General features: G+C 61.1%; 18 protein-coding genes. 8 read left to right on the top strand and 10 right to left on the bottom strand.

From position 1 onward, the window contains the following. Positions 1-865 (top strand): ABC transporter substrate-binding protein (locus QRN38_RS24630; RefSeq protein WP_285362774.1); only part of this gene is annotated, 865 nt, incomplete at its 5' end. Between the two features lie 28 nt (positions 866-893). Continuing rightward, positions 894-3164, top strand: a complete 2271-nt coding sequence (locus QRN38_RS24625) for a molybdopterin guanine dinucleotide-containing S/N-oxide reductase (protein WP_057418166.1) — start codon at positions 894-896, stop codon at positions 3162-3164. 7 nt (positions 3165-3171) lie between these two features. Here the strand turns inward: QRN38_RS24625 and QRN38_RS24620 are convergent, their stop codons facing one another. The 4 genes from QRN38_RS24620 to QRN38_RS24605 form a co-directional block, all read right to left on the bottom strand. Beyond that, the gene (locus QRN38_RS24620; RefSeq protein WP_057418165.1) at positions 3172-4365 is read right to left on the bottom strand and encodes an acyl-CoA dehydrogenase family protein; all 1194 of its coding nucleotides are present in this window, start codon (positions 4363-4365) and stop codon (positions 3172-3174) included. Positions 4366-4397: 32 nt separating this feature from the next. Next, positions 4398-5387 (bottom strand): ABC transporter substrate-binding protein, encoded by a 990-nt coding sequence (locus tag QRN38_RS24615; protein WP_011103705.1) that lies wholly within the window; start codon positions 5385-5387, stop codon positions 4398-4400. 188 nt (positions 5388-5575) lie between these two features. Further along, on the bottom strand, positions 5576-7159 hold the full coding sequence (locus tag QRN38_RS24610) for a rhodanese homology domain-containing protein (RefSeq protein ID WP_057418164.1): 1584 nt from the start codon (positions 7157-7159) through the stop codon (positions 5576-5578). Further along, entirely contained in the window at positions 7156-7770 is a 615-nt protein-coding gene (locus QRN38_RS24605; protein WP_057418163.1) for a cysteine dioxygenase family protein, read from the bottom strand. The genes QRN38_RS24610 and QRN38_RS24605 overlap by 4 nt, the downstream gene beginning before the upstream one ends. Before the next feature lie 219 nt (positions 7771-7989). Between QRN38_RS24605 and QRN38_RS24600 the strand changes: the two genes are divergently transcribed. Next, the gene (locus QRN38_RS24600) at positions 7990-8895 is read left to right on the top strand and encodes a LysR family transcriptional regulator (RefSeq protein WP_005767686.1); all 906 of its coding nucleotides are present in this window, start codon (positions 7990-7992) and stop codon (positions 8893-8895) included. Positions 8896-8956: 61 nt separating this feature from the next. On the opposite strand, the gene QRN38_RS24595 is transcribed toward QRN38_RS24600, so the two are convergent. Further along, positions 8957-10045 carry an LLM class flavin-dependent oxidoreductase gene (locus QRN38_RS24595; RefSeq protein ID WP_007245099.1) on the bottom strand — a complete coding sequence of 363 codons (1089 nt, stop codon included), beginning with the start codon at positions 10043-10045 and terminating at the stop codon, positions 8957-8959. 258 nt (positions 10046-10303) lie between these two features. Here QRN38_RS24595 and QRN38_RS24590 point away from each other — a divergent pair, with 258 nt between their 5' ends. The 4 genes from QRN38_RS24590 (at position 10304) to QRN38_RS24575 (ending at position 13244) form a co-directional block, all read left to right on the top strand. Then, the gene (locus QRN38_RS24590) at positions 10304-11161 is read left to right on the top strand and encodes an ABC transporter permease (protein WP_005767688.1); all 858 of its coding nucleotides are present in this window, start codon (positions 10304-10306) and stop codon (positions 11159-11161) included. A gap of 2 nt (positions 11162-11163) precedes the next feature. Continuing rightward, positions 11164-11976 (top strand): ABC transporter ATP-binding protein, encoded by an 813-nt coding sequence (locus tag QRN38_RS24585; protein ID WP_057418162.1) that lies wholly within the window; start codon positions 11164-11166, stop codon positions 11974-11976. 51 nt (positions 11977-12027) lie between these two features. Continuing rightward, positions 12028-12330: an Rdx family protein gene (locus QRN38_RS24580; protein ID WP_057418161.1), complete on the top strand. Its 303-nt coding sequence runs from the start codon at positions 12028-12030 to the stop codon at positions 12328-12330. 92 nt (positions 12331-12422) lie between these two features. Next, positions 12423-13244 carry a UDP-2,3-diacylglucosamine diphosphatase gene (locus QRN38_RS24575; protein ID WP_057418160.1) on the top strand — a complete coding sequence of 274 codons (822 nt, stop codon included), beginning with the start codon at positions 12423-12425 and terminating at the stop codon, positions 13242-13244. A gap of 15 nt (positions 13245-13259) precedes the next feature. Here the strand turns inward: QRN38_RS24575 and QRN38_RS24570 are convergent, their stop codons facing one another. Together QRN38_RS24570 and QRN38_RS24565 are read right to left on the bottom strand one after the other, a co-directional pair. Next, entirely contained in the window at positions 13260-13571 is a 312-nt protein-coding gene (locus QRN38_RS24570) for an Mpo1-like protein (RefSeq protein WP_005767692.1), read from the bottom strand. A 997-nt stretch (positions 13572-14568) separates the two neighbouring features. Then, a complete protein-coding gene (locus QRN38_RS24565) occupies positions 14569-16023 on the bottom strand; it encodes a TrkH family potassium uptake protein (RefSeq protein ID WP_005767693.1) in 1455 nt (484 codons plus the stop codon). Between the two features lie 174 nt (positions 16024-16197). Between QRN38_RS24565 and QRN38_RS24560 the strand changes: the two genes are divergently transcribed. Continuing rightward, positions 16198-16758, top strand: a complete 561-nt coding sequence (locus QRN38_RS24560) for a nitroreductase family protein (protein WP_005616576.1) — start codon at positions 16198-16200, stop codon at positions 16756-16758. A 13-nt stretch (positions 16759-16771) separates the two neighbouring features. On the opposite strand, the gene QRN38_RS24555 is transcribed toward QRN38_RS24560, so the two are convergent. From QRN38_RS24555 to QRN38_RS24545, 3 genes are all read right to left on the bottom strand, one after another. Next, entirely contained in the window at positions 16772-18124 is a 1353-nt protein-coding gene (locus QRN38_RS24555) for a sensor histidine kinase (protein WP_044391147.1), read from the bottom strand. Positions 18125-18210: 86 nt separating this feature from the next. Then, positions 18211-18675, bottom strand: coding sequence for a Spy/CpxP family protein refolding chaperone (locus QRN38_RS24550; RefSeq protein ID WP_057418642.1), 465 nt, complete (start codon positions 18673-18675; stop codon positions 18211-18213). Between the two features lie 178 nt (positions 18676-18853). Beyond that, positions 18854-19531, bottom strand: coding sequence for a response regulator transcription factor (locus QRN38_RS24545; protein ID WP_004396544.1), 678 nt, complete (start codon positions 19529-19531; stop codon positions 18854-18856). Between the last annotated feature and the right edge of the window lie 4 nt (positions 19532-19535).

The following is a 19535-nucleotide window of genomic DNA, read 5'->3' as shown; positions in this document are numbered from 1 at the left end:
CTTTACCGCTCATCGAACTGCGATTGCAGGAGGTGGGCTGACCATACATTTGCCTTACGAGCTTGAGTGGAAGCAGTTCACCGCAGGCTCCCCGGTCGCTGAGGCGTTGAACGTCGGTAGCCTGGACATCGGATTGCTGGGCGATTCGCCTGCGCTGTTCATGGGGGCGCTGGGGGCGCCGATCAAGGTGATCGGCGTGTCGCGGCAGAACCTCGACGGCGTTGCGATTGTGGTGCGCAAGGATTCGCCGATCCACACGGTTGCCGATCTGGCGGGCAAGAAAGTCGCTATCTGGAAAGGCTCGTTCAGCCAGCAATTGATGCTCACCGCACTGGACAAGGCCGGGGTCGCCCGCGGCGCCGTTGATTATCGTTACCTCAGTGCACTGGATTCCTCCCACGCACTGGACGGCGGCTCGGTGGACGCGATTGCAACCTGGGAACCCTACGTCACTCAACAAGAGCGCCAGGGCGCACGCATCATCGCCACCGCCGAAGGGCTGATCCCCGCGCAGAGCTTCATTGTTGCCAACGATCAGGCCATCAAGGACAAACGTGCGCAGATCAGCGACTTCCTGCAACGCCTGCAGGCTGCCCGCGCCTGGTCGGTCAGTGACCCGCAGCACAATGAACGCTACGCCAATGCCTGGGCCGCGCTGACCAAAGCCGATGCGCAGGTCGCACGCCGCTGGTTTTCCCGCGCGCAGGTCGTGGTGGCGCCGATTACCCCGCAAGTGGTGGCCGGTGCGCAGCAGACCATCGACTTTTTCAACAACGCCGGGCTGACCAAGCGCTATCCTGCTGCCAGCGTGTTCGACGAGTCGTTCAATGCGGCGCTGGGCAGCCAGACGCAGGTTGCCCGCTGATCGACCGTCTCATCCGGGAGCCCGCACCATGAGTTTCACGTCATTGCACTGGGGCGCTTATCGTCCGCAGGTTGAGGGCGGCAAGCTGACGGCCTTGCTGCCAGCGGAATGGGACACGCACCCTTCGCCGATTGGCGATTCGGTAGCCCAGGCCATTACCTCGCCGACGCGCGTCATGCGCCCGGCGGTGCGCCGCAGCTTTCTTGAAAAAAACGGCGGGTGTCCGCAACTGCGCGGGCAGGAGCCCTTCGTCGAGGTGTCATGGGCGGTGGCGCTGGACCTGGTTGCCAAGGAGTTGCAGCGCGTCAGACGCGAGTACGGCAATCAGGCGATTTTTGGCGGCAGCTACGGCTGGGGCAGCGCGGGGCGCTTTCATCATGCGCAAAGCCAGTTGCACCGCTTCCTCAACTGCATCGGCGGCTATGTGTCCAGCACCGACAGCTACAGCCTGGGCGCCGGGCGGGTGCTGATGCCGCACATTGTCGGCAACATGGACTGGCTGCTGGCGGCGCATACGTCCTGGAACAACCTTGCCGAGCACTGTGAGCTGTTCGTCGCCTTTGGCGGGTTGCCCGCCAAGAATGCGCAAACCAGTCCCGGCGGTGCCAGCGACCACCTGTTGGTCGATGCGTTGCAGCGCATGTCCGATGCCGGGGTGCAGTTCGTCAACGTCAGCCCGCTGCGTGATGATCTGGCAGGTCCGACGCACAACCAGTGGTTGGCGGTACGTCCCGGCAGCGACACCGCATTGATGATGGCGCTTTGCTGGGTGCTGATCAGCGAAGGTCTGCACAACGAAGATTTCGTCCAGCGCTACACCGTGGGTTATGAGCGTTTTCGCGACTACCTGCTGGGCTACACCGACGGCCAGCCGAAAGACCCGCGCTGGGCGGCGGCGCTGACCGATATTCCGGCAGAGCAGATTGTCGAACTGGCGCGGCGTATGGCCAGCAAGCGCACCATGATCAATGTCGCCTATTCACTGCAGCGCTCCATTCATGGGGAGCAACCGTTCTGGATGACCGTTACCCTCGCGGCATTGCTGGGGGAGATCGGCTTGCCCGGTGGTGGATTCGGCCTGGGTTATGGCTGTATGAACAACACCGGCAGCGGCCGCAAGGCGTTTTCCGGGCCGCGCTTTTCCCAGGGCAGTAACCCGATCAAGGCATTTATTCCGGTGGCACGGGTGACCGACATGTTGCTCAACCCCGGCACGTCGTTCGATTACAACGGCCAGCAGCAGACTTACCCGGACATCCGGCTGGTGTACTGGGCGGGCGGCAACATCTTTCACCACCATCAGGACCTCAACCGACTGCTGGAGGCCTGGAAGCGACCGCAAACCATCATCGTTCACGAACAGTTCTGGACCGCTCAGGCGCGTTATTCGGATATCGTGCTGCCCGCGACCACGGCACTGGAGCGCAATGACATCGGCAGTTCGGCGTCTGACCGCTTCATGATCGCCATGCAACAGGCCATCGAGCCGGTGGGCGAGTCCCGCGATGATTATTCGATTCTGGCCGGGCTGGCTGAACGGCTTGGCGTCGAACAGGCGTTCACCGAAGGTCGCGATGCCCAAGCCTGGCTGCAATTCATTTACGACGAATCCCGTGAGCGCGCTGAAACTTTCGAAATTGCTCTGCCGGACTTCGCGCAGTTCTGGCGTGACGGTTTGCTGGAAATCGACTATCCGCCCACCGATAACGTACTGCTCAAACCCTTTCGCGACGACCCCGATACGCACCCGTTGCCAACGCCGTCCGGGCGCATCGAGATTTTCTCCGAGCGCATCGCCGGGTTTGGCTATGCCGACTGCCCCGGCCACCCGGTGTGGCTGGACAAACCCGCGCCGACCCATGCGCTGCATCTGCTCTCCAATCAGCCCAAAACCCGTCTGCACAGCCAGTACGACCACGGCAGCTACAGCCGAGCCTCGAAAATACAGGCCCGTGAGCCGCTGACCCTCAACCCCCTGGATGCGCAGCTGCGCGGGGTGGTCGATGGCGACGTGGTCAAGGTGTTCAACGAGCGAGGGGCGTTTCTGGCGGGCGTCATCGTGTCGGACGGTATCCGACCCGGCGTGGTGCAGATCGCCACCGGTGCCTGGTTCGATCCACTGGTGCATGGCGAGCCTGGCAGCCTGGAAAAGCACGGCAATCCCAATGTGATTACGCTGGATGTCGGCGCCTCCAGCCTGTCGCAAGGCTGTGCTGCGCAGACCGCTTCAGTAGAAATCGTCAAATGGGATCAGGCGGTGCCGCCGGTGACGGCGTTCGAGCCGCCGCCATTGCTCTGAAAGCGGCTTACTGGCTCTGCTTGCGTGCCGCAAATACCGCTTTGCCCACGCCCATCAACACGGCGTCGTTCTGCGGCGTATGCACCCGGCCGCATAGCACGTTGCGGTAATGACGCTGCAGCGGGTTAGTGCGTGAAAGCCCGGGATTGCCCGAGGCCTCAATGGCCAGCTCCACTGCGCGGATGGCATTGCCGGTCACCAGGTATTTGATCTGCGCGGCATGCTGTGCGGGTGTGTGCCCTTGGGCGGCGGACTCCAGCAGGCTGCGGTTGGCGAACAGCAGTGTGTCGATCTGCCCGACTGTTTCCTGAAAGCGCGGCAGGGTCGACAGCGCGGCGCCCAGGTTGGAAGGCGTGCGCTGTTCCAGCCAGTGCACCAGCCAGTCGCGGGCAGATTGAGCGATGCCATCGTAGACCGACGACAGCAGCACCGACATCCACAGCATGCCGGCACCATCAAGCTCGGATTGCGGGGCGCTCCACGGACTGACGCTGACCGCGTGTTCGAGCGGCACTCGCACGTTGTCGAACCTGACCTCGTGGCTGCAGGTGGCGCGCATGCCCAGATGGTCCCAGTCCTCGACGATGCTGATCCCGCGCGTGTCCTTGTGCACCAGCCAACTGCCGACCAGCGGGTCCTCGTCATCGCTGCGCGCCCACACGGCGAACCAGGTCAGGCCATGGCTGCCGGTGGAGTAGATCTTGCTGCCGCTGATGCGCCAGCCTTCGGCGCTGCGCCGGGCGATGGTGCCCGGCAAGCCGCCACGCGCAGGTGTGCCCAGGTCGGGTTCGACACGCAGCGCGTTGATCAGCGCGCCCTCGTGCACGGCCTCTTTGGCCACCTGTTCGCGCAGGTGGCTCGGCCAGTTGCGGTTGTCCTGCAGCCTGGAATGCTGCAGGTACTGCATGACCAGAATCAGCGCTGTCGAAGGCTCGCCTCTGGCCACTGCGCTGATGACCTGCTGCGCCCGCGACAGGTCGGCAGCGCCGCCGCCCAGTTCGGCAGGCACGGTCAGGCCGAGCAGTCCGTGGCTGTGCAGCAAGCGGAAGTTGGCGTGAGGGAACTGCGCGCTGATGTCGTACTGCTCGGCTGTTTCGGCCAGCGTGCGGGTCAGGTCGGCCAGCCGCTGGGTGAAATCCTCGGCTGACTCGGGCGATTCATACTGCTGGCGCGGGGTAGGGCGCAGGGTTGAAAGTGTCATGCGGGGTCCTTTTCGCAGCGGTTATGCAGCGGTTATCGAGCGGCGGCCTGAGCAATCTCTGCGCGCGAAGCGTTGAAGCGCTTGTCGAAGCCTGTTGAAACATCGATTTTTCTGGTCAGGATGCCCTCAGCCAGATAGGTGTCAGCGGTGTTTTGCAGGCCCTGGATGATCTGATCGTCAATCGGCGTGCGCTGCATCTTCGTCGCGTTGGCCACTGCCAGATGCACCGCCAGCGGCAGGCCGGTGACCTTCGCTTGAGCGGCTGCGTATTCTTCCGGATGGGCGTTGGACCAATTGAAGGCGCGCTCGACCCTGGCCACAAAATCGTCCAGCTGGGCGCGTTTGCTTTCGATGGCTTTGCTGGTCGCCGCCAGGTACAGGTGATTGCTCAGCAGTTCGCTGCCACTGACCAGTACGCGTGCGTCGCTCTGTGTGATGGAAATCGTGGTGTAAGGGTCCCAGGTTGCCCAGGCATCGGCGTCGCCGCTGTCCAGCAGCAGGCGTGATTCGCTGGGCAGCATATTGATGAAGGTCACGTCGCTGGTTTTCAGACCTGCTTGGTGCAGGGCGCGAATCGCCAGGTAATGGCCGATGGAGCCGCGCCCGGTGACGATACGTTTGCCCTTGAGATCGGCCACGGTCTTGATCGGCGAATCTTTGGGCACCAGCACCGCCGTGGTGAAGCGGCCCTGAGCGTGGGTGATGCTGACCACTTTCAGTGGCGCACCGGCGCCGAGCGCGAACACATAAGGTGCATCGCCCAGCGCACCGATGTCCACCGCGCCAGCATTCAGCGCCTCACCCAGTGGTGCGGCGGAAGGAAACTCGGAAAACTGGATCTCGTAAGGCACATCCTTGAGTTCACCGGAGACTTGCAACAGTGTTTTCAGCAGCGACTTCTGATTGGCCACCCGCAGCGGTGCCTGTTCGGCAGCCACCACCTGCTGCCCTGCCAGTAGGCTGAGCAACGCGCCCAGCAGCAGGGCTTTAAGGGGCAGGGCGGATTTGAAAAAAGGCAGCATTAGGGTGTTTCTCCATTGAGTCGGTTGGTCGGCCGTGACCCTTATCGTTCCTCACACTCCAGCGTGGAAATGCCTTGGGTGACGCTTCGCGTCACAAATCTGCGTCGCACCGCTGGTTCACAGTTGGACGCGGAGCGTCCAGAAATGCATGCCAACGCAGAGCATTGGCACGATAGTCATTCACACGCTCAAATCACGTAAAACCCGTGTGTCCCGTCCCGTGCCAATTGCTCCACCAGGCCAAACTCCCAGTCCAGGTACGCTTGCATGGCTTCGCGCGGAGCATCGGTGCCTTCATAAGGGCGGCGGTAGCGGTCGATGCGTGGCGAGGCCAGTCGGCTTTCGCCGTGCTCCAGCGGCAAGCCGGCCTTGATCCAGCTGGCGGTGCCGCCTTCGAGCAAAAACACCGGCGTGTCGGTCAGTGCCTCAAGGTCGGCGACCGCAAAGCGCGCCAGACGGCTGCTGCCGCAAGTCAGCACGTAGCGGTCAGCGGCAGGCAGGTTGCCCAGCGCCTGCTTGAGGTCGGCACGCAGGGTCCACCAGGCACCGGGAATGTGCTGTTTGACATAATTGGCGCTGGCGGTGAAATCCAGCACCGCCACCTCGACCTGTGACTGCCACAACACAAGCGTCTCGACGCTGATCGCCTCGACTTGCGGCGGGATCGGGAAGGACGCGTCCCAGTCGCCCTGTTCGCTGAAGTCTGCTGCCTGTAGATTATCGACAACCGACACATCCCAGCCCAGTTGTGCCAGCCAGGAAGCGGACATGTTGGCGCGTACGCCGTCGTCGTCCACCAGCGCGATCCGTGCGCCGCGCACACTGGCGAAATGATCGGTTTCCTGCACCAGCTGCCCACCCGGCGTCGAGCGCGCACCGGGCAGATGGCCTTTGGCAAATTCTTCAGGGTTGCGTACATCGAACAGGTAAGTGGTGCGCGAAGTCTCGGCTTGCCAGCGTTGCAGGTCAGCGCGGCTGGCGCGTGTGACACGGGCCCGGTCAGCGACCTTGCGCGCATCGGCACTGGCGGTTTCGCGGGTGTCTTCACTGACCGCTGCAAAACGCCGGTTCTGGCCATGATCAAGTGTCTGCCCGGCCAGCAGCCAGCCAATCGTGCCGTTGCGCAGCGCATTGATCTGATTAGGCAGGCCTGCGTTAACCAGCGACTGGGTGCCGATGATGCTGCGCGTGCGACCGGCGCAATTGACGATGATTCGCGTGTTCGGGTCCGGTGCCAGCTCCCGCGCCCGCAACACCAGTTCGGCGCCCGGCACACTGATACCGCCGGGGATGCTCATGGTCTGGTATTCGTCATAACGCCGCGCATCCAGCACCACTACATCGGCGTTGCTGTCGAGCAGGGCTTTGACTTCTTCGGCGGCCAGCGATGGCGTGGCGCGCTGATGCTCCACCAGTTCGCCAAACGCCTTGCTCGGCACGTTCACATCAATGAACAGCTCGCCGCCAGCCTCACGCCAGCCCTGCAAACCGCCATCGAGCAGTTGCACATCGCTGTAGCCGATCGCTTGCAGGCGTTGCAGCGCAATGTGCGCCAGACCTTCGCCGTTGTCATAGAGGGTGACAGCAGTATCACGACGTGGAATCCGCGAAAAAACCTCCAGCTCCAGTTTCGACAGCGGGATGTTCACGGCAAACAGCGGATGAGCCTCGGCAAACGGCGCTTCTTCACGCACGTCTACCAGGGCCAGTTCCTGACGGTCCAGCAACGCCTGACGAACGTCGGCAAAAGATCGGGTGGCGGGTGTGGTCATCGGGTGTAACTCCCTGTTGGCAGGTCCTGGTGGGCACGTGTGATAGCAGCGACGTTGGAATAGCCGGAAATAAACAGTTTCTCACTGCCGTCCAGGTCATAGACGGCGCGTTTCACGGTGCCGATGTCGGCGCCGTACACGTGGATGCTGATCGACACCTGATCGTCAAAGGCATTGCTGACCTGATGGACATCGTTGCTGTGTGGCGACAGCGCTTCGACCTGGCCGGGCTGCAGACGAATCGACGGGCCGCTGGTCTCGAAGCGCCCTTGGCTATTGCGCACATAGCCCTGTGAATGCTCGGCGCCACGCAACATGCCGATCAGGCCCCAGACCCGATGGTCGTGAATAGGCGTTCGTTGCCCCGGCCCCCAGACAAAACTGACCACCGAAAAGCGCTGCTGCGGGTCGGCATGCAGCAGAAATTGCTGATAGCGGGCGGGGTCGGGCTGGGCGAACTCGTCCGCCAGCCAGTCATCATGGCTGACCAGTTGCGCCAGCAGCTTGCCGCCGCGACGCAACAGATCGCCTTCGTGCGGCTCGCTGCCTATCAGTTCGGCCAGCGCATCGATAAAGGCCCCGAGTCGTTCCGGGTGTCGGTTCTGAGTCATGTCCATTCCAGATCAGGGTCAGGGGAATGGTCTGATATAAGCATAATATAGATATTTAATATGCTATTTTTTAATGATTAGGTTATAACGAAAACGTCTTTTACTTCGTGCTCGAAAGGCGCGAAATCTAGCATCGGTGTGCCAGGCGGGCTATGAATGAACGCCTGCCGGGACTATGCTTTTTGCCTATGTTTCTTCTCCTTTTTATGTGCGGTCCGAATGAAAATTGATGATATCGATGCGTTCGTTGCAGTCATCCGCTGTCAGTCGATCAGCCACGCCGCTGAATCGCTGGATCTGACTCAGCCGGCCATCACGCGCCGGGTGCAGAACTTCGAGCAGGCGCTGGGGGTCGAGCTGTTCGACCGCAACACCAAGCCGCTCAAGCCGACGCCGATGGGTATTCAGGTCTACCAGAAGTGCCTTGCCATCCTGCGCGAGATGGATTCGCTGCGCGAGCTGGTGGCCAGCGACACACCGCCCAGCGGCCTGCTGCGGCTGGGCGTGCCGCAAACCATCGGCGACGTGGTGCTGCTCGATGCGCTCAAGCAATTGCGCGGCGAGTTCCCGGACTTGCGCGCGCAGGTCAGCACCGGCTGGGGCAGCCACCTGATCGGCAAGATTGAAAACGGCGAGCTGGATGCGGCGGCAGCGTTGTTCCCGGCAGGCAAGATATTCCCGGACAACATCGTCGGTCAGTCCATCGGCAAGATGGAACTGGTGGTGGTCTGCGCCAAAGGCTCGGTGCCGAAAAAGCCCGGCAAGCTGGCAGATTGTTACGAGCAGGGCTGGGTGCTCAACCCCGATGGCTGCGGTTTTCGTGCAGGTTTACAGCGTACGTTGACCGATCAGGGCCTGAGCATGAAGGTCAATCTGGAAACCTTCGGCACTGAGCTGCAACTCGGGCTGGTGGCCGATGGCATGGGGCTGGGCCTGGTACCAAGACCGTTGCTGGAGCGCAGCGCCCACCGCGAACAATTGGTGGTGTTGCCGCTCAAGGACTTCAAACCGGTAATGGACCTGTGGCTGTTTTACCCGCGCTTTCTCGGCAACCTGCAAGCGCCGGTCGAGGCTTTTGGCGCGCTGGTGGCGCGTTCCCTCAAACCGCTTTCAGCCGCAGCCTGAACACGTCATTGCGGGCAGGCAGACTTCAATCGCACGTCTGGCCTGTCCGCAGGGCGTTGAATCAGGCGACTTGTTCGCGAGCCTGCTGTTCACGCTGAGCGACCAACTGGCGAGTCAGCGGGATCAGCTTTTTGCCGTAATCGATGGCATCTTCCAGCGGGTCGAAGCCACGAATCAGGAAGGTGGTGATCCCAAGGTCGTAGTAATCGAGCAACGCTTCAGCGACCTGCTCCGGGGTGCCGACCAGCGACGTCGAATTACCTTGCGCGCCGAGCAGGCCGGCAATGCCCGTCCACAGGCGCTTGTCCAGACGCGAACCCTGTGCAGCCGCGGCCAACAGGCGACGCGAGCCTTCGTTCGGCGGTTCGCGGCGGACAAAGCCGTTGCTGTCTGCTAATGCCTTGGCTTTTTCCAGAATACTGTCAGCGCGCGCCCAGGCCTTCTCTTCGGTTTCAGCCAGAATCGGCCGCAACGACAGGCTGAAGCGAAGGGTGCGTCCGTGTTTGGCGGCTTCGGCGCGGACCTGTTTGACCACGTCGCGCACTTGCTCGTACGTCTCGCCCCACAGCGCGTAGACGTCGGCATGCTTGCCGGCCACGGCAATCGCCGCTGCCGAGGAGCCGCCAAAGTACAGCGGGATATGCGGCAACTGCGGGGACTTGACCTGCGAGTGCGCACCCTCGAACTGGTAGTAAGTGCCCTGATGATCAAACGGCGTGTCGCGGGTCCACTCCTGACGCACCACGCTGAGGTATTCGTCGCTGCGCGCGTAACGTTCGTCCTTGCCGATGTAACTGCCGTCGGCGCGCAGTTCCTTGTCGTCGCCGCCGGTGATGATGTGTACCGCCGTGCGCCCGCCATTGAACACGTCCAGCGTCGCAAACTGCCGGGCTGCCACGGTCGGGGAGATGAACCCAGGGCGATGGGCTACGAGGAATTTCAACGTGCTGGTCACGCTGGCGGCATGTGCTGCAACCAGCGTGCTGTCCGGGCTGTTGGAGTGGTACGCGATCAGCGCACGGTCAAAACCTGCGTCTTCATGAGCCTTGGCCACCGTCTTCACGTAGTCGGGCTGGATAGTCGCGCCACTGCGCGGGTGAATTTCAGAACCGGGTTGCGTGGCGATGTAGCCAATGAATTCGATGCTCATGAAAACTCCTGCCAATGGTTGAGGTCCGTTCGACCTTGTCGAGAGGCACCATAAAGGCAAGCGGCAGACGCTGTGAAATTCGATTTTGGTCTAAGTTAATTATAAAAAATATGCATTATATTATCTGTTCTTGATCAGCTATTTTACGATTAGCTTAGGTCTTAATGGAATTTCACATGATGTTCTTATGCACATAGCATGGTCTTCCTAACTGCATCGGGCGTGTTCCTGTCCGATTCACTGAGGAAGGATGCCTTTATGTCTGAAACAACATTCAACCCCGCCAACTCCGGTTTTCTGGTGGTCAACAAGCCTGAGCTGGCCGGCGCCACCGAGCACAGTCGCCAGCGTTGGCAGGTGCCGGGGTTTGTCTTGCGTCTGCTCAGCCCGCTGCTGCTGTTGCTGCTTTGGGAGCTGGCCTCGCAAACCGGTCTGCTGCCGGTCCGTGTGATCGCCGCGCCGTCGCAGATTGGCGGCACGCTGTGGTCGATGATCGTCTCGGGCGAGCTGGCCGTGCATTTGTGGGTGTCGCTGCAACGTGCATTGCTGGGCCTGAGTATCGGCGTGAGCATTGGCGTGGTCGCGGCGCTGGTGACCGGTCTTTCCCGACGCGGAGAAATCGCCCTCGATTCGCCCATGCAGATGCTGCGCACCATTCCGTCCCTGGCGCTGGTGCCGCTGTTCATTCTCTGGTTCGGGATTGGCGAGTTCACCAAAGTCGCGCTGATCGTGATGGGTACGACCTTTCCGGTGTACCTGAACCTGTTTGCCGGTATCCGCAACATTGATCCCAAGCTCATCGAGGCCGCCAACACGCTTGGCCTGAGCCGCCGCGAGCTGATCTGGCACGTCATCCTGCCAGGTTCCTTGCCGTCATTTTTTGTCGGGCTGCGCTATTCGCTGGGTATTTCGTGGCTGGCGCTGGTGTTCGTCGAACAGATCAACACCACGGCCGGCATCGGCTTTCTGGCCAGCGATGCCCGCGACTTCATGCGCACGGATGTGATTGTTATCTGCTTGCTGATCTACAGCGTTCTTGGCCTGGTGATCGACGGCATTATTCGCACGCTGGAGCGCTATGCGCTGGCTTGGCGTCCAACCTTCGTGAGGCATTGAGCATGGCGACTTTCGATCTGCGTAACACGCCATCCGTCACCATTCCGGCCCCGGTGCAACTGCGTAATGTGGTTCGTCAGTTTGGTCAGCAACGGGTCATTGACGGGCTCGATCTGGACATTGCAGCAGGCGAGTTTGTCGCGCTGCTGGGGGCCAGCGGTTCCGGCAAGACCACGTTGCTGCGCACGCTGGCCGGGCTGGACGGTATCGACAGCGGTGAACTGCGCGTGCCGGTAGCGCGTGCCGCTGTGTTTCAGGAGCCGCGCCTGATGCCGTGGAAAAGTGCCTGGAAAAACGTGGCGCTCGGCCTGCGCGTCAACGACGCCAAGGCGCGAGCGCACGCGGCATTGACCGAAGTCGGCCTGGCGCATCGGCTGAATGCCTTCCCGGCCACGCTGTCCGGCGGCGAGGCGCAGCGCGTGGCACTGGCGCGCGGGCTGGTCCGCGAGCCGAAACTGTTGCTGCTCGACGAGCCTTTTGCGGCGCTCGACGCCCTGACCCGCATCCGCATGCACCAGTTGATCATCGACCTGTGGCGCAAGCACACCCCTGCGGTGCTGCTGGTGACCCACGATGTCGATGAGGCCATCCTGCTGGCTGATCGGGTTATCGTGCTGGCCGATGGCAAGATCGCCGATGACATTCGCATCGATCTGCCGCGCCAGCGTGACAGCGGGCAGGCCGGTTTTCAGTTGATTCGCAGTCGCCTGCTGGGGTTGCTGGGCGTCAAGGGGGCTGAGCCTGACACTGCGCCGCAAGCGTCGGCCCCGGACTCGACGTTCAGCGAACTGCGTCGCGTCGCCAGTGCTCGTTGAACCTGCGCGCGGTGCGTATCATGGTCGTCTGAATTTCTGGAGGAGACGTCCATGTCTGCCAAAAAACCTGAAGTCATCATCACCTATTGCATCCAATGTCAGTGGTTGCTGCGCGCGGCCTGGCTGGCCCAGGAACTGTTGAGTACGTTCAGCGATGATCTGGGCAAGGTTTCCTTGCAGCCGGGCACCGGCGGTGCGTTCCGCATTACCTGCGATGGCGTGCAACTGTGGGAGCGCAAGGCCGACGGCGGCTTTCCCGAGGCCAAGGTGCTCAAGCAGCGGCTGCGCGACCAGATAGATCCGGCCCGTGATCTGGGTCATAACGACCGCCAAACGCCCAGCAATCCTCAGTAACCCGGGCGACTGTCACAACATCGCCATGCACGTGTCACATTCGGTTAACCGGCATGCTCCACTCTCTTCAAAACCCTGCCGGAGGTCGTCACATGACCAGTGCTCAGCTCGCCACACCCAGCCGCAAACAACGTGTGCGGACCTTGTGGATTTCTGACGTTCACCTGGGCACGCGCGACTGCCAGGCCGAGCACTTGTCGGCGTTTCTCAAGCGTTATCAGGCGGACAAGGTGTACCTGGTCGGCGACATCATCGACGGCTGGAAACTGCGCGGTGGCATGTACTGGCCGCAAGCGCACACCAACGTGATTCGGCGCTTGCTGACCATGAGCAAGCGCGGCACCGAAGTGATTTACGTCACCGGCAACCATGACGAGTTCCTGCGTCGTTACTCGAAGCTTATTCTGGGCAACATCCATTTGGTGGACGAAGCCGAGCACGTAACTGCCGATGGCCGCCGCTTTCTGGTCATCCACGGTGACCAGTTCGATGTGATCACCCGCTATCACCGCTGGCTGGCCTTTCTGGGCGACTCGGCCTACGAATTCACCCTGACCCTCAACCGCTGGTTGAACCACTGGCGGGCCAAATACGGCTATGGCTACTGGTCGCTGTCGGCGTACTTGAAACACAAGGTCAAAAGTGCAGTGAACTTCATCAGCGATTTCGAAGAGGCCATCGCCCACGAATGCGTCAAGCGCGGGCTGGACGGCGTGGTCTGTGGGCACATTCACCATGCGGAAATCCGCCAGGTGGGCGGTGTGGAATACCTCAATTGCGGCGACTGGGTCGAATCCTGTACCGCACTGATCGAGCATCTGGACGGCAACATCGAACTGTTCCGCCTGGCGGACGCGCATGTGCTAGCGGCTCAGCAGGGGATTCGCGAGCCGGTCAGCGAAACGGTTACGTGATCCGGCGAGTCTCGGTCAGAAAGGGACCTTACCCAGCAACATGTCGCGGTACATGACGAAGTCACCGAGCAGACTGTAAAACGGATGCTTGAAAGTGGCCGGCCGGTTTTTCTCGAAGAAAAAATGCCCCGCCCAGGCAAAACCGTACCCCGCGACCGGCAACAACCACAACAACCCCCAGCGACCGCTGCCCACGCCAAACGCGAGCAAAAAGATAACCAGCGAAGTGCCCACAAAATGCAGACGCCGACTGGTACTGCTGCTGTGCTCGGCGAGGTAGAAAGGATAGAACTCGGCAAAGCTTGAGAAACGCTTGATGGTCTCCACAGCGCACACCCTCGTGTTGGTTCTTGTTGTTATACACAAATTTAGCTGAATAGCGTGCTGATGTGCAGTAGTCGAGTCGTGCTCATGTTTACGACTATCGTGCCAATGCGCGTTGGCATGCAGTTCGTGACGCTCTACGTCAGAAATCTCCCTTGCAAAACAATCTCAAGCCTTGTTCGCAGTTGCTGCCAACGAAGTGCTTTTCGACCGCGATGGCATGACGATGCAGAGTGTGACGAAGTCGGGCCGGAAACGGAGCTGGGACTTTGCTCACTTTGGTCCTTTTAAGTGAGTCGCCGAGGGGCGAAAATGTGCCTTGAGCCGTAAACAAACATTACTGACATCGCAAAACCGCTGTATTACGCGAAGCGCCACAAAGAGGACGCAGAGCGTCCAGAACTGCATGCGACGCGGAGCGTCTCACGATAGTTGAAAAAACGCTTTTTTATCACGATGGCACTGACGACGCGAAGTGCGACGTAAGTGACGGCTGAGCCCTGGCACTGATCCGGGGGATGCGAGGCAGGACGCCGAGCAAGCTGCACCGGGCCAAGGATGGCCCGTTGCAGCGACCGCCGGATCAGTGTCAGGGCGAAGGAACCCGACGAAGTCGGGCCGGAAACGGAGCTGGGATTTTGGTTACTTTAATCCTTCAAAGTCACTCGCCGAGGGGCGAAAAGGTGCCCTGAGCCGTGAACATATCCAACTGAAATCGCCAAACCGCTGCGTGACGCGAAGCGCCACAAAGAGGACGCAGAGCGTCCAGAACTGCATGCCGACGCGGAGCATCGGCACGATAATCATAATCGAGGATGAATGTGGGAGCGGACTTGTCCGCGAAAAGGCCGGCATAATCGCCGAAAATGCATCGTATGAAATACCGTCTTCGTGAGCAAGCTCACTCCCACAGACATTTCTGGCCAGCTAGATACTGCAGTTTCAGCCCCGATTTTTGGGCTCTTCAAAACATGTGTATCACGATGAGCGCTGCCCGGCCTCAATGCCGCCAGAACGCCGGCACACACAGCACCAGCACAGTAATGATTTCCAGACGTCCTAGCAGCATACCGCCGGACAGAATCCACTTGGCAGCATCCGGCAGGGTGGAGAAGTTACCCGCCGGGCCAATGACCTCGCCCAGCCCGGGCCCGACACCGGAAACCGTACTGGCCGCACCCGTCAGCGCAGTCATCCAGTCCAGCCCGAGCAGCGACAGCATCAACGCAATCAGGCAGATGGTGATCGTGAAAAAGAACGAAAAGGTCAGAATCGAGCGAACGATTTCGTCGTCCAGTCGATGCCCGTTGTATTTCTGCTTCATCACCGCGCGTGGGTGAATCAACTGATTAAGGTTGGTCTTGAGCAGAATGTAAGCGACCTGAAAGCGGAAAATCTTTACCCCGCCTGCCGTCGAACCGGAACAGCCACCGATAAAACCCAGATAAAAGAACAGCATGAGCGAGAAATTGCCCCACAGGCTGTAGTCACCCAGTGCAAAACCCGTAGTGGTTACCACCGACGTCACGTTCAGCGCCACATGGCGCAGCGCTTCGGTCCACGGCAAGTCAGTGGTGTTGGCGTACCACACCGTCATCACCAACCAGGTGATCAGCAACAGGCCGATCAATCCCTGCACCTGTTCATCCTTGATCAACGCCTTGCGGTTGCCGCGCAGCGTGGCGACATACAGCGTGAACGGCAGGCTACCGAGAATCATCACCACAATCGCCACCCAGTGCACCGCAGGCTGCGGCCACTTGGCCAGCGACAGGTCGGAAGTGGAGAAACCGCCCGTGGAAATCGCCGACATCGCGTGGTTGATCGCATCGAACAGGCTCATGCCCGCCGCCCAGAACGCCAGGCTGCCCAGCGCGGTAAAGCCGACGTAGGCCAGCACGATGAACTTGGCCACCATGTGCGAGCGGGGCATGACCTTTTCCGAGCGGTCCGACGATTCGGTCTGAAACAGGCGCATGCCGCCGATGCGCAGCAACGGCAGAATCGCCACGGCCATACCGATGAAACCGATACCGCCCAGCCAGTGGAGCATCGAACGCCAGATCAGAATACCCGGCGACATGCTGTCCAGATGGCTGAGCACAGTCGAACCGGTGGCGGTGATGCCCGACATGCTTTCAAAGAAGGAGTCGGTGTAGCTGATGTGCTGGGTCAGTAGAAAGGGCAGGGCAGCGAAGATGCACACCACGATCCAGCTGGAAACCGTGAGCATGTACATGTCACGAGGGCGTAACTGGACGTTGTCGGGGCGTCCGGGCACCACCAGCGCAAGGCCTGCGATAAAGGTGATGGCGCTGGCCCACAGAAACGAGCGCAGGTCTTCGAAGCGGTCGTAGATGACCAGCGTGGCCATCGGCACGATCATGGCCACAGCCAGGGTGATCAGGAAGATGCCGATAATGAAACCGATAATGCGAAAGGTCGGCAACGACATGGATGGCTCTGGCTGGTATCAGGAAAGGCGCCATTCTACCTGCGCTTCAAGGCATGTAAACCAGCGCAATCCGCGGCAAGGTTCGACAGGCCGGGTAAGGAATTGTCCACCGCACTCGTTATTGACGGTAAACAGGCTCTAGAATGCCCGATCATTTTTTCAAGGAGACAGCCCATGCAGGCGCTTGAGGTTTTGCTCAATCGAGTATCGGTTCCACGGCTGGTCGACCCGGCCCCGGACGCTGCGCAGCGAGAAATCATGTTCGGCGCAGCCCTGCGCTCGCCGGATCATGGCCAGCTCAAGCCGTACCGCTTCCTGACCGTCGAAGGATCGGCCCGCGAGCGCATGGGCGATTTGCTGGTTGAAGCGCTGCAACAGAGCGGCAACGAAGTCACCCCGCAGGCGCTGGAAAAGGCCCGTCTCGGCCCGTTGCGTGCGCCGCTGGTCGTGGTGGTGATTGCCTGCCTGCAGGATCACTTCAAAGTCCCCCGCAAAGAGCAACTGATCACCGCGGGATGCGCCGCCCACGGCGTGCTGCTGGCAGCGTATGCGCTAGGTGTCGGTGCGGTCTGGCGCACCGGGGATTTGTCCTATGCGCCGCAGGTTGCCCAAGGCTTCGGGCTTGCCGCGGGCGAAGAGGTGATTGGCTTTCTGTACCTTGGGACGCCCTTGAACCCGCCGCGCGAGGCCCCGAAGGTCGACGTTGGCGAGTTTGTCAGTGAGTGGCAGGGCTAACGTATTGGCAGGCCTAAACCGATGAAGGGCTGATCGGCTCTCTTGGCAGGTCAAGGGTGGCAATGAACCCGCCGTCCGGATGATTGCCCAGTATCAGGTTGCCGCCGTGCCGCTCGGCGGCGCGTTTGGCAATCGCCAACCCCAGGCCGTGGCCCGGCGTGCTCTGGCCGGGGGCACGGTAAAACGGTTCGCCCAATTGCGCCAGGTGCTCGTCGGCAACGCCTGGGCCGTGGTCGCGAACGCTCAGGCTGACTCGATCGCCGACCTGAATCGCTTGCAAGTCTATCCGCTGCCCGGCCGGGTTGAAGCGCAGGGCGTTGCGCAGCAGGTTGTCCAGCGCCCGCTCGATCATGTCCGGCCAGCCTTGCAGGTGCAGATCGTGCTGCACCTCGACCTGAATATGCTGTTCGGCACCGTCCAGGTGCGTGTCGTTTTTCAGTCGGTGCAACAGCTCGTTCAGATCGACTGGCTCAGGCCCGCCGAAATCTGCGTCCAGACGCGCCAACGCCAGAATCTCGCTAATCAGCGCTTCCAGTCGGTCACATTCACGGCCCAGACGCGGCCAAAGCTTTTCACGCTCGGCAGGTTCTGCGCGTTCAGCCAGTGCCAGAGCAATGCGCAGCCTGGCCAGTGGCGAACGCAACTCGTGTGACACATCGCGCAACAGCTGACGCTGACTACCGATCAGGCTTTGCAGGCGCGCGCCCATGCGGTTGAAATCGGTGGCCAGCACGCCGAATTCGTCGCGGCGGTTGGCCAGTTGGCCGAGACTGTGCTGTTGATAACTGGTCTGCCCCAGATCATGCACGGCACCGCGCAGACGGCTCAGCGGGCGGGTGATCGAGAGTGTCACAAACAGGCTGAACAGGGTCAGAACCACCAGCGCGATACCCAGCGCACTCAGCGGCCACATCAGGCTCTGGCGATGCCAGGCGTCAAGTTCCGGGTGCGGGATGCGGTAGATGAACAGGTAGGTTTCGCCGGTCTTCGGGCTGCTGTATTCGGTGGCCAACCGGCGCCAGGGCAGTTTGCGGCCGTTTTCGTCGGCGTCTTCCTGCTGACGGGCTTCAAACGCGGCAGCGCGTGGCGGGAAGGTGCCGCGTATGACCGGTTCGCCGCTGTCGCTGAGCACCTGAACATCGATGCGGTTACGCCGTTTGATGTCCTGTAGAAAATCCTGAGCGCTGTCGGCACCGTTTTCCTCGAAGCGCTGTGTCCAGTTTTCTGGCAACGAGTTGAGCACCGGGTGGCGGTTGAGGATCCACGCATCCTGGTCGAGCATATGCCCCAGCAGTACCGACAGCCCTGCAACCAGAGCGATGGCCAGCCAGAAGCTGGCCAGGATTCGCCAGAACAATGAGCGCACAGGATTCCCTCGATCTCAGTAAAAAAGCCCGGCATGCGTGTGCATGCCGGGTTGGTTTCAACTCATCGGGCCATATGGCCTGACGGTTATTGTGCCTTGGCTGTTTTTGCCGCTTTCCAGGCTTTGAATTCTGCCCATTCGGCGCGGCGCTCGTCTTCTTTCTTTTTGATTTCGTCGAACTGCTTCTGCTGATCAGGCTTGAGCAGTGCGCGAACTTCGCTGTCGGTCTTGGAGCGTTTGGCTTCGATCTCGTCGCGCATTGCCTTTTGATCGGCAGCCGGCATTTTTTCCAGGTAGTTCTGAGTGATCTCGCGGCGCTCATGCATCTGCTCGCGCATCAAGCGGTCGATCTGCTGACGCTGTTCGCGGGTCAGGTCCAGCTCTTTGAGCGGGCCTGGGCCACGGTGCATACCAGGGCCTCGGTCACCACGCTGCATGTGCATGCCGGGTGCGTCTGCATCAGGGGCACCGGCGGGAGGTGCTGGCGGAGCGGCCATTGCGATAGTTGGCAGGGCAGTGGCGAACATCAAAGCGATCAGGGTCTTGCGCATGGTGTATCTCCTTGTCTCTAGTGCGGCTCGATGCCGATGAGCCCAGTTTAGGGAGATCAAGGTCAAGCGCGGTCAGCGCTTGGTAAAGCTTGTGTAAGGGGGTAGGTACAAGTTGTCAGCTGCAAGCCAGAAGCGCTTTGCTTTTACTTGCAGCTTGCAGCTTGCAGCTTGCCGCTGCTCAAAGAGCATAATAATACCCGCGGCTGCGCAGGGCGACGATGCGCGGGCGGCCGTCGGGGTGCGGGCCGATTTTTTTGCGCAGGTTGCTGACGTGCATGTCCAGGCTGCGATCGTACAAGGTCAGCTTGCGGCCCAGTGCCAGCTGCGCCAGTTCCTGCTTGTCCAGCGGTTCGCCGGGCTGGCGCATCAGCGCTTCGAGCAAACGGCTCTCGGACACCGTCAGGGTCAGTTCTTTCTCGTCGACACTCACCACGCCGCGCATCGGGCTGAACGTCAGGTCGCCCAGCTCGAGTTGCGTGGACGACGCGACCGGGTGGCTGCGGCGCAACACGGCGCGCAGCCGGGCGGTGAGTTCGCGGGGGTCGCAGGGTTTTGCCAGGTAATCGTCAGCGCCCAGTTCAAGGCCCAGAATGCGGTCCAGCGGCTCGCCGCGTGCCGAAAGCATGACCACGGGCAGGTCGGGATGGTCGGCGCGCAATTGCTTGAGCAGTTCCAGGCCGCTGCCGTCAGGCAGCATCACATCCAGCACCACAGCAGCCGGAGCGGCCTCGGCCAGAGCCTGACGGGCGCTGGTCCCGTCGTGACAGGCGCGCACCTGAAAACCTTCCTGGCTCAGCCAACTGCACAGCAGTTCGCACAGCTCCTGATCATCATCAATTAGTAACAGCTCGCTCATGACT

It is taken from the genome of Pseudomonas sp. CFBP2511, assembly GCF_030209255.1.
Classification (GTDB): domain Bacteria; phylum Pseudomonadota; class Gammaproteobacteria; order Pseudomonadales; family Pseudomonadaceae; genus Aquipseudomonas; species Aquipseudomonas avellanae.
Note: the sequence above shows the minus strand (reverse complement) of the source record. Positions and strands in the feature narration are given on the sequence as shown.